This is a genomic window from Micromonospora sp. NPDC049366 (assembly GCF_044466625.1).
Lineage (GTDB): Bacteria > Actinomycetota > Actinomycetes > Mycobacteriales > Micromonosporaceae > Micromonospora.
Map to the genome: position 1 here is coordinate 62448 of NZ_JBITMV010000016.1, position 14990 is coordinate 77437.

13 protein-coding genes and 2 tRNA genes are annotated in these 14990 nt (G+C 70.4%); 3 read left to right on the forward strand and 12 right to left on the reverse strand.

The features are described 5' to 3' along the window. Positions 1–153: 153 nt before the first annotated feature. Positions 154–750, reverse strand: coding sequence for an NAD(P)H:quinone oxidoreductase (gene wrbA, locus ACIBTV_RS22475; protein ID WP_396707731.1), 597 nt, complete (start codon positions 748–750; stop codon positions 154–156). A 104-nt stretch (positions 751–854) separates the two neighbouring features. On the opposite strand from wrbA, the gene ACIBTV_RS22480 reads away from it, so the two are divergent. Further along, a complete protein-coding gene (locus ACIBTV_RS22480) occupies positions 855–1472 on the forward strand; it encodes a TetR/AcrR family transcriptional regulator (RefSeq protein WP_396707733.1) in 618 nt (205 codons plus the stop codon). Between the two features lie 21 nt (positions 1473–1493). Here the strand turns inward: ACIBTV_RS22480 and ACIBTV_RS22485 are convergent, their stop codons facing one another. From ACIBTV_RS22485 to ACIBTV_RS22505, 5 genes are all read right to left on the reverse strand, one after another. After that, a complete protein-coding gene (locus tag ACIBTV_RS22485; RefSeq protein WP_396707735.1) occupies positions 1494–2399 on the reverse strand; it encodes a hypothetical protein in 906 nt (301 codons plus the stop codon). 73 nt (positions 2400–2472) lie between these two features. Continuing rightward, positions 2473–3129, reverse strand: coding sequence for an HAD family hydrolase (locus tag ACIBTV_RS22490; RefSeq protein WP_396707737.1), 657 nt, complete (start codon positions 3127–3129; stop codon positions 2473–2475). Positions 3130–3255: 126 nt separating this feature from the next. Next, positions 3256–3873 (reverse strand): TetR/AcrR family transcriptional regulator, encoded by a 618-nt coding sequence (locus tag ACIBTV_RS22495; RefSeq protein ID WP_396707739.1) that lies wholly within the window; start codon positions 3871–3873, stop codon positions 3256–3258. 12 nt (positions 3874–3885) lie between these two features. Next, complete coding sequence (locus ACIBTV_RS22500; RefSeq protein WP_396707741.1) at positions 3886–5253, reverse strand: MmgE/PrpD family protein; 1368 nt, start codon at positions 5251–5253, stop codon at positions 3886–3888. A gap of 87 nt (positions 5254–5340) precedes the next feature. Continuing rightward, the gene (locus ACIBTV_RS22505) at positions 5341–5916 is read right to left on the reverse strand and encodes a TetR/AcrR family transcriptional regulator (RefSeq protein WP_396707742.1); all 576 of its coding nucleotides are present in this window, start codon (positions 5914–5916) and stop codon (positions 5341–5343) included. A gap of 78 nt (positions 5917–5994) precedes the next feature. Here ACIBTV_RS22505 and ACIBTV_RS22510 point away from each other — a divergent pair, with 78 nt between their 5' ends. After that, positions 5995–6795 (forward strand): SDR family NAD(P)-dependent oxidoreductase, encoded by an 801-nt coding sequence (locus ACIBTV_RS22510; RefSeq protein WP_396707744.1) that lies wholly within the window; start codon positions 5995–5997, stop codon positions 6793–6795. A gap of 118 nt (positions 6796–6913) precedes the next feature. Here the strand turns inward: ACIBTV_RS22510 and ACIBTV_RS22515 are convergent, their stop codons facing one another. From ACIBTV_RS22515 to ACIBTV_RS22540, 6 genes are all read right to left on the reverse strand, one after another. Then, the gene (locus ACIBTV_RS22515) at positions 6914–7486 is read right to left on the reverse strand and encodes a GNAT family N-acetyltransferase (protein WP_396707746.1); all 573 of its coding nucleotides are present in this window, start codon (positions 7484–7486) and stop codon (positions 6914–6916) included. A 986-nt stretch (positions 7487–8472) separates the two neighbouring features. Further along, positions 8473–8964 (reverse strand): hypothetical protein, encoded by a 492-nt coding sequence (locus ACIBTV_RS22520; protein ID WP_396707748.1) that lies wholly within the window; start codon positions 8962–8964, stop codon positions 8473–8475. Between the two features lie 1244 nt (positions 8965–10208). Then, a tRNA-Ile gene (locus tag ACIBTV_RS22525) sits at positions 10209–10285 on the reverse strand. Positions 10286–10435: 150 nt separating this feature from the next. Next, a complete protein-coding gene (locus tag ACIBTV_RS22530; RefSeq protein WP_396707750.1) occupies positions 10436–11677 on the reverse strand; it encodes an NAD(P)/FAD-dependent oxidoreductase in 1242 nt (413 codons plus the stop codon). Continuing rightward, on the reverse strand, positions 11667–13790 hold the full coding sequence (locus ACIBTV_RS22535; RefSeq protein WP_396707752.1) for an MMPL family transporter: 2124 nt from the start codon (positions 13788–13790) through the stop codon (positions 11667–11669). The genes ACIBTV_RS22530 and ACIBTV_RS22535 overlap by 11 nt, the downstream gene beginning before the upstream one ends. A 188-nt stretch (positions 13791–13978) precedes the next feature. Continuing rightward, positions 13979–14054 (reverse strand) — tRNA-Asn (locus ACIBTV_RS22540). Positions 14055–14348: 294 nt separating this feature from the next. Here ACIBTV_RS22540 and ACIBTV_RS22545 point away from each other — a divergent pair. Next, positions 14349–14723 carry a hypothetical protein gene (locus tag ACIBTV_RS22545; RefSeq protein ID WP_396707753.1) on the forward strand — a complete coding sequence of 125 codons (375 nt, stop codon included), beginning with the start codon at positions 14349–14351 and terminating at the stop codon, positions 14721–14723. Positions 14724–14990 lie beyond the last annotated feature (267 nt).

Below are 14990 nucleotides of genomic sequence, written 5' to 3' on the forward strand. Positions count from 1 at the left end.
CTCGGCGGCATCGGGAGGCCCCTCCATCAGGGCTGTAGCGCACGCTGCGGTGGATGTGGCGCGCGCTGCCGGCGCCGCGGTGGGCCTGCGACGCCCCGGCGCGATGCCGGTGACATCCGGGAACACCGCGGCGACGGCGCGACCGGGCCTCGGTCAGCCGCGCAGCCGGGCCGCGAACTTCGTCAGTCGCTCGCCCTGGTAGCGCGCCGCCTCGAGCTTCTCCTCGCCCGGCGCGCCGGCACCGCCCGGGTGCGAGGTGCCGTAGGGGTTGCCGCCGGCCGCGTACACGACCGGGTCGGTGTAGCCGGGCGACACGATGATCGAACCCCAGTGGTGCAGCGTGTTGTACAGCGCCAGGAGGGTCGACTCGTTGCCGCCGTGGGCGTTACCGGCACTGGTGAAACCGGTGGCCGGCTTGTCGGCGAGCGCCCCCTGCTGCCAGAGCCCGCCGGTGCTGTCGAGGAACTGCTTGAGCTGGGCGGCGACGTTGCCGTACCGGGTGGGCGTGCCGAACGCGTAGGCGTCCGCCCAGGCCAGGTCGTCGAGGGTCGCGACCTCGACGTGCCGGGTCGCCTCGACGTGCTCCCGCCAGGTCGGGTTGGAGTCGATGGCGGCGTCCGGGGCCAGCTCCGCCACGCGGCGTACGCGCACCTCGGCGCCGGCCTTCTCCGCGCCTTCGGCGACCGCCTTGGCGAGCTGGTAGACGGTGCCGGTCGCCGAGTAGTAGATGACCGCAACCTTGGGGCTCATGATCGTCCTTCCGAGGAGATACCAACCGGATTCCTATCCGTTTGCTCGGCGAGGCTAACCGGATAACCATCCGATTGCCAAGGCGGTCCGGTAACCTCAGCGTCGTGAGAGACGCAGGCAACAGCGCCGGCGTGGGGATCCCCGTCCCCGACCAGCCACCGCCCGAGCGCGCGGACGCGGCGCGTAACCGTCGGCGCATCCTCGACGCGGCTGCGCGCCTGCTCGCCGACCAGGGCCCCGAGGCCGTCACGATGAACGCCGTGGCGCAGATCGCCGGGATCGGCGTCGGAACCGTCTACCGCCGGTTCGGTGACGTGAGCCAACTGCTCGTGGCTCTCCTCGACGACCGCGAACGGCAGTTCCAGCAGGCCTTCCTCGCCGGACCCGCGCCGCTGGGACCCGACGCCCCGCCCGTCGACCGGTTGCGCGCGTTCCTCCACGCGCTCACCGACCACGTCGCCGAGCACATGACGATCATGCTCGCCGCGGAGTGCGCCTCACCTCTCGCGCGCTACACCAGCGGCCCCTACCTGGCCTGGCGCCTGCACATCGCGACGCTCCTGCGCCAGATCCGGCCCGACGCCGACATCGACGTCCTGGCCGACCTCCTGCTCGGCCTGACCACGCCCACCCTGATCGGGCACCTCACCACTCAACGGGACATCACGCCGGGACGCATCAAGGCGAGCATCAACCAGTTGCTCGACAACCTGCAGGGCTGAGGCGGGCGCGGTTCGGGCACCTCAGCCGGGATGCCGCACCTCAGGCCCGCGGCGCAACCGGTAGTGCAGCCGGACCGCGGGGATGTTCCACAGCTTGAGGCGGTGGTCGGCCCGCACGTCACCGTCCTCGTCCACGTACAGGTGGAAGTGCTCGTTCAGCGGGATACGGCGGGCACTGAACGTCTCGTCATGCCGCTCCAACACCAGATACGCGCCGTCGGCCCCGAACCGTCCGAGCGGGGAGCGCAAGTGGAAGCTGCCGTCCGGGCCGGCGGACGTCCTGAGGAAGACCTGGAACGAGCCCAGCGGCAGGGGAAACACGACCCGGACGCTGGGCTGCCGGCTACCGGGCAGGGTCCGGACGCCGTAAAGACCGCTGTAGGCCACGTGGCCTGTCTTGCGCATGTTGCGGAGCCAGGCCGCGCCGACGACCTCGCCGTACGCGTCGTGGATGTGCACCACGTCGCTGGTCATGCCGAACGACGCGTCGAGCGGCCGCATCGGCAGGCAGGCCTGCTGGAGCCGTTCGCTGAGCAGGGACGTGATGATCCGGCCGAACGGCCACGCGACGGCGGACCACTCCGACCACAGGTCCAGGTGCCAGCGGGAGGCGTGCTCGTAGAAGTCGGCGATCCGACGGTCCACCGTGGACGGGTCGAAGCCCTCGCCGGCCAGCGCGGCGAACGAGGTCAACAGCCCGTGATCGGGGCCGCTGCTCAGTGAGCCGCCGAGATCGGTGGCGGTGCGCCGCACCCAGTCGTGCCCGACGACATCGCGCCCCGCGCTCGGGCCGATCAGCCAGTCGAACGAGTGCCGCGGGAGGCGCCGGCTGGAGAGCCGCATCAGGGCGCGGCCGAGGAGGTCGATCGGGTGCCGACACAACACCGGATGGGTCAGCGTCGGCAGCGTCTCCGGAGAGGTGCTCACGGGCAGGAGGTACGCCGCCTCCATCGACGATCAGCGACCAGGCCGACGGTGTTCCGCGACTCCGCGCGGTGAGCTAGCCGTTCGTCGCGTTGTGCTTCGCGACCAGGTCCGGAAGCTCGTCCAGCGAGTCGATGCGGAACAGGCACCGCTCGGCGACGGTGGGGAGGTCGAGGATGTGCCCCCACGGACCCCTCCGGATCAGGCACGCCCGCATACCGACCTGCAAGGCCGGGCGGGCATCATTGTCGGGCCGATCCCCGACGTAGAGGATCGAGGACGCGTCGCCACCGCCCTCGCGGACGACCCGCTCGAAGAAGGCCGGCGACGGCTTCTCCACACCCCACCCGTGCGACGTGCCGATCACGTCCACCGGCAGGTCGAGAGCGTGCAGGAGCGCCTCCGCGTGGGCCGGCTGGTTCCCGGCCAGGCCCACGAAGAGCCCCTGCTCCTTCAAGGCGGTCAGGCACGGCCGGGCGTCCGGGTAGAGGTCCTCCTCGCCGAACGACTCCGGCTTGTCGGCGAGGCCTCGGCGCTCACGCTCGGCCTCAAGGTCGAAGTCGGGCCGGAAGACCCGGAACGTCTCCTGATAGTCCAGACCCCGGACGACCACCGCACCGAAGACCGCCGAGAACGTGTGGCGCGGAACGCCCAGCCAGTCGGCCCAGGTCTCGAACTCGCGGGACTCGTCCAGAATGGTCCCGCCGATGTCGAAGAAGATCGCTTCGATCACTCGCGGCCCCCGTCGCCGTCGCCCTGTCCGCAGATCATAGAGAACCTTCGACGTACGCGGGGGCCGCGGCTGCGGGCGGTCAGGCGGGCGGCACGCTCAGCGCGGTCGCTGCTGTCTCAGCCTTCCTCACTCCACGGCTTGCTTCGGCAGTGAGCGGGTGGCCGATGGTGTCGGCGCGGTGGAAGAGGGTCCGCGAAATCCGGCGAGCACGTAGCCGAGGTGCCGCCGCCAGGCGTCCGGCGCGGCATCCCCGGCGGTGTGGATGATGCCGCGCAACGCCCAGATGGTCGCCGCGATGTCGGCGAGGGTGACGGACTGTGCGATTCCGGCCCCGCGCTGGGCGCGGTCGAGCAACTGACCGGTTCGGGCCTCCAACTCGGTGACGAGCTGGGCGGGTGCGAGCTCGCCCCACATGCCGTGCATGAAGCCACGCTTGGCGGCCAACTGGTAGCCAACGGTTTCGAAGTAGACGTCGAGACAACGCTGTGGTGGTTCGGTCAGGGCCTGCCCGGCCAGCTCGACCAGTTGACCGAAGAACGTGGCGAGGACCTCCCGAACCAGTGCGTCCTTGGTCGGGAAGCGCCGGTAGAGGGTGGCCGGGCTGACCTCCGCCGCGCGGGCGATCTCCTCCATGCTTGCTTCGGGCCCGCGCTCGGCGAACACGCGTTCGGCGGCGTCGAGTAGGCGCCTCCGGTTGGCAGCGGCATCCCGGCGCAGTGCGCCGGTCGCGGGTCCGGACGTCATGGTCTTCCCTTTCTACGGCCGCCGCCTGAGCAGCGCTGTGAGCGACGGTACGGAACTCCCCTCGTGCAGCGTCGCGACGGTCTTGACGATTGCGGCGCTGGTCTCGCCGCCGAGCACACCCGCGACGTTCTCGGTGAACTTGCGTTCGATGTCGGCGGAGGTGGCCGGGCGGGTTGGGTGGCCGCGGAATCCGGCCTGGTAATGCTCCAGGTGAGACCCGTCGCGCAGCTCGATGTCGACGCGGGCACTGAACACCGGGTCCCCTGCCGGGATGGGCATCGCATACGGCTCGATCACATCGCCGATGGCCAGGATCGCCGGGTCGTTCCACAGGTTCGGGTCGAAGTAGTCAGCGGGTGCGTTGCGGCCGGTGACGAACTGCAGGCCGGCGCCGAACGCCAGACTGAACTGGGCGGAGATCGCGTCGGTCGGGCGGGTGATGGCGGCGCCGTGGCCGACCGCGAAGTCGACGAGCCCGATCCGGATTCGCGCGATCTGCTGTGGGTCGATCGGAGTGGCCTCGCGCAGATGGCGGATGGCGTCGAGCGGGGCGTGCACGGTGCCGACGGCCGGGTAGAAGCGGAAGATCGTGTCCAGTACGTGCCAGTGCTGCCACGCGGCCTCCGGGATGTCCGCCCCCTCGGCGCCGCCGAAGAGCGCGAAGACGCCACGGTGCCCCTCGAAGATCATCGGTGGGCCGGTCAGACCGAGCCGAGCGAGTTGCGCGGCCTCCGTGCCGGCGCGGGCCGCGGAGCCCGCGTGTAGGCGCTTGACCTCGCCGCCGCTGCGGTCGTACTCCATCGTGCCGGAGGCGTCGCTGCCGGCGATCCCGAATGCCTGGGTCAGCTCCGCCGGGCTGAGCCGCAGGATGCGGCCGGCTGCGACCGTCGCGCCGAACACCCCGAGAACCTTGGAACCGTGCCAGCCGGTTGCCAGCATGCCGCCGGTGGTCACCGCGCCCAGAAGTCCCATCACCTGGATGCCGGCGGCCACCGCGGTGATCAGCTCGCGGCCGTCGGCGCCGTCACGCTCGGCGAGCGCCAGCGCGGCCGGCACCACGGCTGAGGAGGTGTGCCAGGCGATGGCGTGCGCGTCGTCGTACTCGCAACTGTGGCCGAGTGTGCCGTTGACGTAGGCGGCCTGCGCTGCGGTGGCCTTCCGGTCGCTGCCGGTGACCGTGCTCTCGGGTGGGCCCGGTGCCGCTGCGGCCAACTGCCGCACCGGCTGGGTGTGGGGCAGGGTCGAGCCGAGCACCTGGACTCCGAGCTGGTCGAGGATCACCTGCTCGGTGCGCTCGACAACCTCCGCGGGCAGATCCTCGAAGCGTAGGCGGCTCGCCCAACGGGCCAGGCGTCCCGCGACAGTGTTCTCATCAGCCATAAGTGAGAGCATGCACTATCAAGTGAGAGACCGCCCTGTCGTTTACGTCACCCTGGCGAACAGCCTCGCTCACGCCACCCTCCGCGATCAGGCGGAGGGCTCGGTGATGGCCTCCAGCATGCGGGTGACGTGCGCTCGCAGCGTCTGTGGATCGGCGTCGCGCAGCCCACGTGTGCCGATGATCCGACGCGTGAGCCACACGCCGGCGATCAGGGCCAGTCCCAGCTCGGCCCGCTCCTGCGCGTACGGCCCCTGGAGGGCGTCGGCGAACCGGGCCCCGACGTGCTTCTCGATGCCGGCCCGGATGATCTCGGCGGCCCGCGGGTTGGCCGCCGACTTGAGCATCAGCTCGAACGGCCCGAGATGGTCAGCATCCGGCGCGGTGCGGCCGATCAGGGCACGCGCCGTCTCGGCCGCAAGGTGGTCGGAACGTCGCGGAACCATCGTCGGCTGCGCGAACGAGACATCGACAACCTCGGCGAACAGACCTTCCTTGGAACCGAAGTAGCGGTTCACCAGCATCGCCGTCACTCCGGCGTTCGCCGCTATCTCACGCACGCCCACCCCGTCGTAACCGTGCCTGGTAAACGCGGTGATCGCCGAATCGAGGATCGCCTGCCGGGTATTCCCGGCATCGCGGGGCCGGGTCGTGGCGGTTGTCATACCGGGCAAGTCTACAGGTGGCAACTTAGCGACGTAGTCTACGTGTGTAGACACAGCCACCTCTATCGAGGAGTTCTCATGGATCTGCAACTGGCAGGGCGTCGCGCACTGATCACCGGCTCGACGTCCGGGCTGGGTGAGGCCACCGCGCGGCTGCTCGCCGCCGAAGGTGCGGAGGTCGTCATCCACGGCCGCACCGCCGAGCGCGCGCAGGCGGTGGCCGACTCGATCGTCAGCAACGGCGGTCGGGCCTCGATCACCACGGGTGATCTCGCCACCGACGCGGGCGCCGACCAGGCCGCCGAGGGCGCACTGGCCGGTGGGGCCGTCGACATTCTGGTCAACAACGCCGGCTCCTACGAACACCTCGACTGGGCCGGCGCCACCGCTGACATATGGCAGCAGACCTACAACATCAACGTGGTGTCGGGCGTACGGATGATCCAGCGCCTCGTCCCGGCGATGCGGGAGCGGGACTACGGGCGGGTCGTCACCATCGGCGGCGGCCTGAGCATGCAGCCGTTCAACAACCACCCGCACTACAACGCCTCGCTGGCCGCCCGGCACAACCTGGCCGTCTCGCTCGCCCGCGACCTGGCCGGCACCCGGGTCACCTCCAACGTCGTGTCGCCCGGCGCGATCCTCGTCCCGGCCGTCCAGGACTTCCTGACCAAGCTCTCGCCGGAGCGCGGCTGGGGCGAGACGTGGGAGGAGATCGAGTACAACTCGGTCCGCGAGATCGTGCCCAACGACCGGGTGCGCTACGGGCGGCCCGACGAGATCGCCGGAGCTGTCGCCTACCTGTGCAGCCCCTACGCCGAGTACATCAGCGGCGCGACGATCCGCGTCGACGGAGGCACCGTCCGCAGCGCCTTCTGACGAGCGTCATCGCCGGCCGCCGCGCCCGCTCGGTCGTGGACACACCACGCTCGCGCGGCGGCCGGCGCATCCCACACGTCTCCGCACCCGCTCCGGCATCTCGTGCGGGAGCGCGGACTCAACGGGCGGGACCCGGCTTGGACGACGGCCGCCACTCCCGCCGGAGCAGTCCGAAGACCCAGGAGTCGGAGACCTCACCGTTCACGACGCAGTCTTCCCGCAACGTCCCCTCACGCACGAACCCGAGCTTCTCCAGCACGCGGGCGGACGCCACGTTACGCGTGTCGGTCTCCGCCTGGACGCGGTTCAGGTCCAGCGTGTCGAACGCCCACCGCAGCACCGCATGGGCGGCCTCGGTCGCGTAACCGTGGCCCCACGCCGCATCGTCGAAGCAGTAACCCAGCGACGCGCTGCGGTCGCCCGGATCCCACCGGGTCAGGCCACACCAGCCGATGAACGCCCCGTCGGAGTCACGGTCCACGGCCAGCCGCGCCCCGGTGCCCTCCGCTGCCATCCGCCGGCAAGCCGCGATGAACCCCTCGGCGCGTACCGGTTCGCTCCACGGTGGCGAATCCCAGTAGCGCAGCACGTAGGCGCTGCTGTGCAGCGCGAACAGCGCGCTCGCGTCGGCGCCCTCGAAGGGACGCAGGATGAGGCGAGTGGTATGCAGCGTGGGGGTGGACAGCGACACGGGCATTACCTCCTCTTGTGACATGTCGATCAACCAGGCACGACACACGGCAGCCAGGCTGGTCACGAGCAACATCTGTGATGTAGGGGCCTCGACGGGATCCGGAGGCCACTACATCACGCATCTTGCGCGTGCTGTCCGCGGCGGCCACGACGGGGACAGCGATGGGGCGGAGGACTTCCTGCACTCGCTTGAAGAGTTGACGCTGGACACCCGCCTCGTCGTGGTGTCCCGGCTTCTCCGGTCCGCCGCCGCTCCCCTCTCCCAGTGGCCGCGCGATCTTTGGGACACCGAGGTCATCGCGGCCGCAGCCGTCTTGGCCGTCAACGTCTCCGGCGATGATCCGTTCTGCCAGCGGGGTCCGGCAGGCCGGGTAGCCTCACCTCGCCGGCAAAATGGTGGCCGCCAGTTTGTCCCGATGCCCCGGATAGATGCCAGGTACTGCGGCGCGCGGTCGGGGTCAAGGATGGCCGTAGGCCATCGGCGTCCGAGGCGTAGTGCCCTTGACGCCGGGCAGGGGCGTAGAGGATCGGACATCCGGGGGATGGGCGCGTCCTGGCCCTCGTCGTCATCGAATCGCGGGCAGATCCCACGAGACTCGGACGCAAGCAGCTCTGCTGCATGGCAGCGATCGCCCCGCCCTCATGGAGAGCAGCCCCGACGGCGATCGTCCCTCCTCAGCCCGTCACAACGGGTCCCGCCAGCATGGCCGTCCGGCCGGTCACCTACGCCAGGGAGGCCGAGGACGACGGCAACCGGTCCGCCGGTCAGGCGGGTGCGGTCCTTGGTTCGGGAACGGTGTCGGGCGCGACTGCGCCAGCGGCGCCGGGGCCGGGGTCCGCGACCGAGGTGATCGAATACCTGGGTGGGGTTGGATGAAGGTCCGAGCGCTACACCCCGCAAACCCAACTCCGGCCGCGAGACCTACTCGACTCCGAACGGCGATGGCCGCCACCGGACTGGCGGCCATCATCGAATGAACTGACCTACGTCCGCCACGCCACCTTCTCGTGGATGACACGATTGTGCGCGATCATAAGCATTTCGAAGACGACGGAAACTGCCGCCAAGGTGACGCTGCGGTTCGTGGTCCACCCGTTCGCATCAACTTGCGGCATCTCCCAGCTACCAGTTCCACCAAAATACCGGTGCCGCCAAATCGGCCGATAGCCACTCGCGTCCGCGTTACCGAGGTATGCCACCATCATGTAATTGCCGTTCGCGGCAGCGGCGGGCCGCCCAGAATTCCCGACCCGGGTCGAGCCGGGAATCTCGTAGGCGGTATTCGTCCATTCTTGGCCGGGGAAACGGACCATGACTTGGATTGCATTGCGCTCACGCCAGAAAAGGTGCAGGTGGCCTGCAAAGTTGGCGAACCCCGGCCCCACCTCCGAATAGGCGGCAGTCCCGACGTTGTTGCTCCACGCGATTCGGGCCTCTCCGGCTTCGCCGCCTGTGAAGTAGAAACTGCCGTCCACAGTATAATTCGACCGCTGCTCTCGCCCCGGTAGGCGACGACCACTCTGCCGCCGATCTCGACAACAGCCGGCGCATCCGATGTGGTGACGAAATGCGTTCCATTGTTGGTGGCGATGGGACGCCACTCGCTGAAGGCCCCTCCACTAATGCCACGGTTGCCAACATTAGTCGCGTAGTAGATGCGATTGTCGTTACCGCGATGGAGAATCACGAATCCATTTTGAACCCCCACCACCGCGGGCGCCGCCGGGGTTTGCGCGTTCGGGATCTGCTCAATCGGGCCCAGCGGGCTGCCATAGTACTGACCCTGCATATAAAGTCTGTTGCTGGTCTCGCCGCGCCATACCCAGACCTGGTGCCGAAGGCTATTTTGTGCCGTAACTGGAGCCTGATCGGATGAAGGCTGAATGTTGCCTGCGCTGTCGAGCACCTCCCATGGGGTTTCACCGAAATAAGCGGCCGCCGCCGGCGATGCGGGTGCCACCAGCAACAGCGAGGCCACCATGGCGCAGGTGGCCGTAACGGCGGTCGATCTCCACCATCTCTTAAACATAAACCTTCCTTTCTGCATGGTCGAGATGCTTACCGGGCCAAACTCTGCCTTGGCACAGGAATCCCAGAGGTGCCTGCACGCCCCGAAAGACCTGAGCCGAGAATTCCTGGCCCCGATCCATACGACGACGAAACCGCCGCCGACTTCAGAACCCGGCAAGGAAAGACATCACCACCCCGACGCTCCAACGAGGTTTCCGCCGGACCTGCCGGGCGTTGTGCCTGTTGAGGAGGGTGCCATGATGCCTGCGACATTGAGTGGGTGTTGCACTGGTCACAGTGGCGACGCCGCCATCAGGCCCGAGCCCGACGATCCCACTACACGCGACGCCTCAACCTCGAACTCCAGCCATGATCCCGAACGGCGGCTGGAGCATTAGTCGGGTGGGTTGACGGCAGGGTTATTGGTTCTTCGGTAACCGCTGGTCACGACGGTGATGAGGTCGTGTGGGCGGCGGGTGCCGTGCGGATGGCACGGGCGATGTTGGTCGCGCCGGTGGTGCGCTGGCAACCGACCGCGGTATTAGCAGCGTGTCAGCCGACTCTGGCTTGGTGAAGATATTCACGGAACGTCACATCGCGGACGTGGTGGATCATGTCCTCGGTGTGCCAGCGCCGGCGGATCCAGAGGTCCGGACCTTGACGCGGTCCGTTCGGTTCGTCGGCAGCATGGCTGACCTGGGAGAACGGCTGGTGGGGCGGGCGGGACTCGAACCCGCGACCGAGGGATTATGAGTCCCCTGCTCTAACCGGCTGAGCTACCGCCCCGGCACCGCGCGGGATCGTATCCCGGTCGCTCCGGCCCGGACCAGCACCGTGTCGACCGCGTCACCCACGTCGTAAGGACCTCCGCCCGCGCGCGGCGTACGAAGGGCTACGCGAGGATAACAGCGCGCACCCGTCACGGCGGGCCCAGGATCACCCGGCCGCGCGTAGCTCGTCGAGGACGGCACCGGCGGCTCGCCAGCCGCTGGCGAGGGCGCCCTGGATGGACGGGCTGGCCCGGTGGTCGCCGGCCACGAAGAGCCCGTCGCCGAGCGCCACCGGTTTGCGCAGCCGACCCTGCGGGGGTGGCGCGGCGGGCAGCGCGGCCGGCACCCGGACGGTGGTGAGGTGGGTCCAGTCGGCGGTGGAGCGGCCGTAGAGGCGGGTCAGTTCGGCGCGTACGGTCGGCTCGGGCGGGGGCGTCGGGCCGACCACCGAGGTGGCGACGAGGTGCTGGCCGGCGGGCGCGTACGTCGGTGCGGCGTGGCTGACCACGACGGTGTTGGCGATGACCTCCCGCCGGTCGCCGTCGACGAGCAGGATCGGTTCGTCCAGCGGCGCGGCGTCGGTGACGTGGTAGTAGGTCGTGTAGCTGTGCATGCGTACCGTGGCCAGGCCGGGCAGCAGGGTGCTGGCCGCCGGCGGGTCGACGGCGACCAGGACGGCGCGGCAGCGGATCTCGCCGGCCGGGGTGCGGACCCGACCGGGGGCGACCTCGGCGACGGGGGTGTGCAGCTCGATCAGGTCGGTCGGCAGTGGGGCGGCGATGGCGCGGGGCAGGGCGGCCATCCCCTCGGCGGGCAGGCCGATGCGGCCGCGGGCGAACGAGCGCAGCACCATGGCCAGCACCCGGCTGGACGTCTCCAGCTCCCAGTCGATGAAGACGCCGGCGAGGAACGGGCGGATCAGCTCCTCGATGATCGCGTCGGAGAGGCCGGCCCGGCGCAGGGCGGCCTGGCTGGTGGTTTCCGGGGCGGCGAGCAGGCGCGCGGCCGGGAGGGTGGCGCAGCCGGCGGCGAGTCCGGCGAACCGCAGCCGGTCGTTCAGGGAGCCGATGCCGGCGAACGTGGTGCGCGGCCCGCCGGCGGGTTCCCGCAGCGGGTTGACCAGCCGGATCAGGCGGTCGTCGCGGCGCACGAGCACCCCCGAGGTGAAGGTACCGAGGTTGAGGCGGTCGACGTCGAGGAGGGTGCCCAGCCTCGGGTAGGCGGTGTTGAGCACCTGGAATCCCCGGTCGAGCAGGAAGCCGTCGACGGCGTCGGTGGCGATCCGGCCGCCGAGCCGGTCGCCGGCCTCCAGCAGCCGCCACGGTGTGCCGGCGCGGTGCAGCCGGCGGGCTGCGGCGAGCCCGGCCAGGCCGCCGCCGATGATGACCACGTCGGTGTCAGCCGGCATCGCGCGCGCCCTCCACACGGTTCGTCCGGGCCAGTCGGCCCGGCCACCAGATTTTCGGCCCGATGTCGTACGCGAGCGCGGGCACCAGCAGCGAGCGGACGACGATGGTGTCGATGAGTACGCCGACGGCGACCGCGGTGCCCAGCTCGACCAGCACCACCAGCGGGAGCACGGCGAGCGCGGAGAACGTCGCGGCGAGCACGATGCCGGCGGAGGTGATGACGCCGCCGGTGACGGCGAGGCCGACCAGCACGCCGGCCCGGGTGCCGCGGCGCAGCGATTCCTCCCGCACCCGGCTCATCAGGAAGATGTTGTAGTCGATGCCGAGGGCGACCAGGAAGACGAAGGCGAACAGCGGGAAGGACGCGTCCACGCCGGGGAAGTCGAAGACGTGGCGGAACAGCAGCCCGCACAGGCCGAGGGTGGCGGCGAAGGAGAGCAGGACGGTCGCGATCAGCAGGACCGGTGCGACGAGCGCCCGCAGCAGCAGCGCCAGGATGACCGCGATCACGGCCAGCACCACCGGGATGATGACCTTCTGGTCCCGCGCCGCGGCGTCGCCGGTGTCCACGTTGACCGCCGTGAACCCGCCGACCACGGCGTCGGCGCCGGGGACCCGGTGGACGGCGACGCGCAGCTCGCGGACGGTGTGTTCGGCGGCGGCGCTGTCCGGTTCGTCGGCGAGGGTGACGTCCAGTTGGACCCGGCCGTCGACGACCCGGGGCGCCGCGGCCGGCCCGTCGGGCGCGGCGGTGCGGTCGGCGGTGACGGGGCGGACGGCGGCCACGCCGGGCACGGCGCGGGCGGCCGCGGTGACCGCTTCGGCGGCCTCCTGCCGGGTGAAGACGGTAGCCGGGCTGCCGGTGCCGGCCGGGTAGTGCCGGGCGATCGTCTCCTGGCCGACCACCGACTGGGTGCGTTCGGTGAAGAGGTCGGACTGGCCGAGCGTGGTGGTGCCGAGCTGGGTGAGGCCGATGGCGAGCAGGCCCAGCAGCACGGCGGTGACCAGCCAGACCGGTCGGGCCCGCCGGGCCACGAAGCCGGCGATGCGGGCCCAGAGGCCGTGCTCGGCCCGGGGGTCGGCCTGGTCGTGGCGGGGTCGGCGGGGCCAGAACGCCCACCGGCCGCCGAGCACCAGCAGCGCCGGCAGGAAGGTGAGCATCACCAGCAGGGTCGCGGCGATGCCGGTCGCGGCGACCGGGCCGAGGGCGCGGTTGGAGTTGAGGCTGGACAGCAGGAGGCAGAGCAGGCCGAGGATGACGGTGCCGCCGGAGGCGATGATCGCCGGTGCGGCGCCACGCCAGGCGACCCGCATCGCGGCCCACGCCCGCTCGTGCCGGTGCAGCTCCTCGCGGTAGCGGGCGACCATCAGCAGCGCGTAGTCGGTGCCGGCGCCGAAGACCAGCACGGTGAGGATGCCCTGCGCCTGCCCGTTCAGGGTGATCAGGTCGGCGCGGGCCAGCAGGTAGACGAAGAGGGACGCGACGGCGTACGACATGCCGGCGGCGAGCAGCGGGAAGATCCAGAGCACCGGGCTGCGGTAGACGATCAGCAGGATCACCAGCACCACGAGCAGGGTGACGAGCAGCAGTGCGCCGTCGATCGCGGCGAACACCTCGATGAGGTCGGCGAGCAGGCCGGCCGGTCCGGCGACGGCCACGGTCAGCCCGCCGGAGCCGGAGCCGGTGACGTCCCGGATCCGCTCGACGACCGTGCCGATCCGCTCCCCCTCGGCGTCGTCGACGGGGACGACGAGTTGCAGGGCCTGCCCGTCGGCGCTGGGGATCGGTGGGGGCAGTGGCCCGACGACACCGGGCACCTGGGCGAGGCGGGCGGCGTCCGCGGCCACCTGTTGCCGGTCCGGCTCGGTGAGGCCGCTGCGGCGTTCGTAGACGACGAGGGCGGGGATGGTCTCCCGGTCCACGAAGCCGCCGGCCAGGTCCTGCGCGCGGGTGGCCTCGGCGTCGGCGGGCAGGAAGGCGGCGTTGTCGTTGGTCGCGACGTCGCCGAGGCGGCCCGAGTAGGGGCCGGCGACCGCTCCGACGACCAGCCAGGCCAGCACCACGGCCACCGCGACCAGCGTGACCCGGCCGCGGCCCCCCGGTCCGGACATCCGCCCCACCCCGAAATCGACGCGTCACCGGCCGAAGCCTGAGCCGACCCGTCCATCCTGCCGGGCGGTATGCCGATTACGGGGTGAAATGCCCCAGCTTGCGCCGGACGGCGGCGGCGTCGGGGCACGAAGATCCGGGGCGGAGACGACGAACGCCCGGCGGCCGGGGCCGACGGGCGTCGTGGAAGTGGCTCCCCCGATTGGACTCGAACCAATAACCTGCCGGTTAACAGCCGGCTGCTCTGCCAATTGAGCTACAGGGGACTGCATCGCTCAGCGGTTGGATCTCTCCAGCGCGGTGCGACGGGGACAAGAGTACAGGATTCTCGGGGGTGTTGGTCCAGGGGGTTACCGAGCTACGCGCGGCGTGGGCCGCCGCCCGGACGGCCGGTCCGCGCGCCAGGGCAATCGGGATAAATCGCCATCAGCGCACAAGGAGGTATGAGCGCGGAGCAGGATGGGTAGTTAGCTGCGGAGACAGGACGCAGGCGCGAGATGGGCGCACCCGACGGGATCACCCGAAGGGGCGACGGCGCGTCAGGTACGGAAGGAGCCGCCATGCGCGGAAAGATCATGTTTCTTGGCGGGCTGGCTGCGGGATTCGTCCTGGGCGCCCGTGCCGGCCGGGAGAAGTACGAGGAGCTGATGGTCCGGGGCCGCAAGGTGCTCGACCACCCGACCGTCCAGGAGGCGGCCGGCGTGGCGCAGGCGCAGGCCACCCGGCTCTACAGCGAGGGCAAGGACAAGCTCGGCCAGACCAAGCTGGGTGAGAAGCTCGGCACCGGCAACGGCAACGGCAAGAAGCCGGAGCTGACCGGGGCCGACCAGGCGTTCGCCGGCAGCCCGGCGACGGTCGGTGCGAAGGCCGGCTCGGGCTCGACCTCGTCGACCAGCAGCAAGCCGTCCGGCTCGGGCACCAGCACCAGCATGTAGTCGCACGTCGTCACGGGCCCGACCGCCACCCGGCGGTCGGGCCCGCGGCGTGTCCGGCCGCAGGTCGGACGGCCCGACCGGACAGCCCGGACGGCCCGGACGGCCGCAGGTCGGAGGACCACCGGAGAGCTGGGAGACTTTCTCCTATTTGGAGCAGAAGTTCGGCCGGATCGACGAAAACTTCTGCCACCTACCTCTTCTCTTTAGTGTCGCTCGCAAATATCGTCCTGCGTAGGACCTGGCCAGGCTCTTGGTACTCCCCCAGCG

What these genes read in the sequence shown, in the direction of transcription:
- ACIBTV_RS22495 (WP_396707739.1), bottom strand. Translation starts at nt 3,873, where the DNA reads ATGACGTCCGGACCCGCGACCGGCGCACTGCGCCGGGATGCCGCTGCC.
- ACIBTV_RS22530 (WP_396707750.1), bottom strand. Translation starts at nt 11,677, where the DNA reads ATGCCGGCTGACACCGACGTGGTCATCATCGGCGGCGGCCTGGCCGGG.
- ACIBTV_RS22510 (WP_396707744.1), top strand. Translation starts at nt 5,995, where the DNA reads ATGGATCTGCAACTGGCAGGGCGTCGCGCACTGATCACCGGCTCGACG.
- wrbA (WP_396707731.1), bottom strand. Translation starts at nt 750, where the DNA reads ATGAGCCCCAAGGTTGCGGTCATCTACTACTCGGCGACCGGCACCGTC.
- ACIBTV_RS22505 (WP_396707742.1), bottom strand. Translation starts at nt 5,916, where the DNA reads ATGACAACCGCCACGACCCGGCCCCGCGATGCCGGGAATACCCGGCAG.
- ACIBTV_RS22535 (WP_396707752.1), bottom strand. Translation starts at nt 13,790, where the DNA reads ATGTCCGGACCGGGGGGCCGCGGCCGGGTCACGCTGGTCGCGGTGGCC.
- ACIBTV_RS22500 (WP_396707741.1), bottom strand. Translation starts at nt 5,253, where the DNA reads ATGGCTGATGAGAACACTGTCGCGGGACGCCTGGCCCGTTGGGCGAGC.
- ACIBTV_RS22545 (WP_396707753.1), top strand. Translation starts at nt 14,349, where the DNA reads ATGCGCGGAAAGATCATGTTTCTTGGCGGGCTGGCTGCGGGATTCGTC.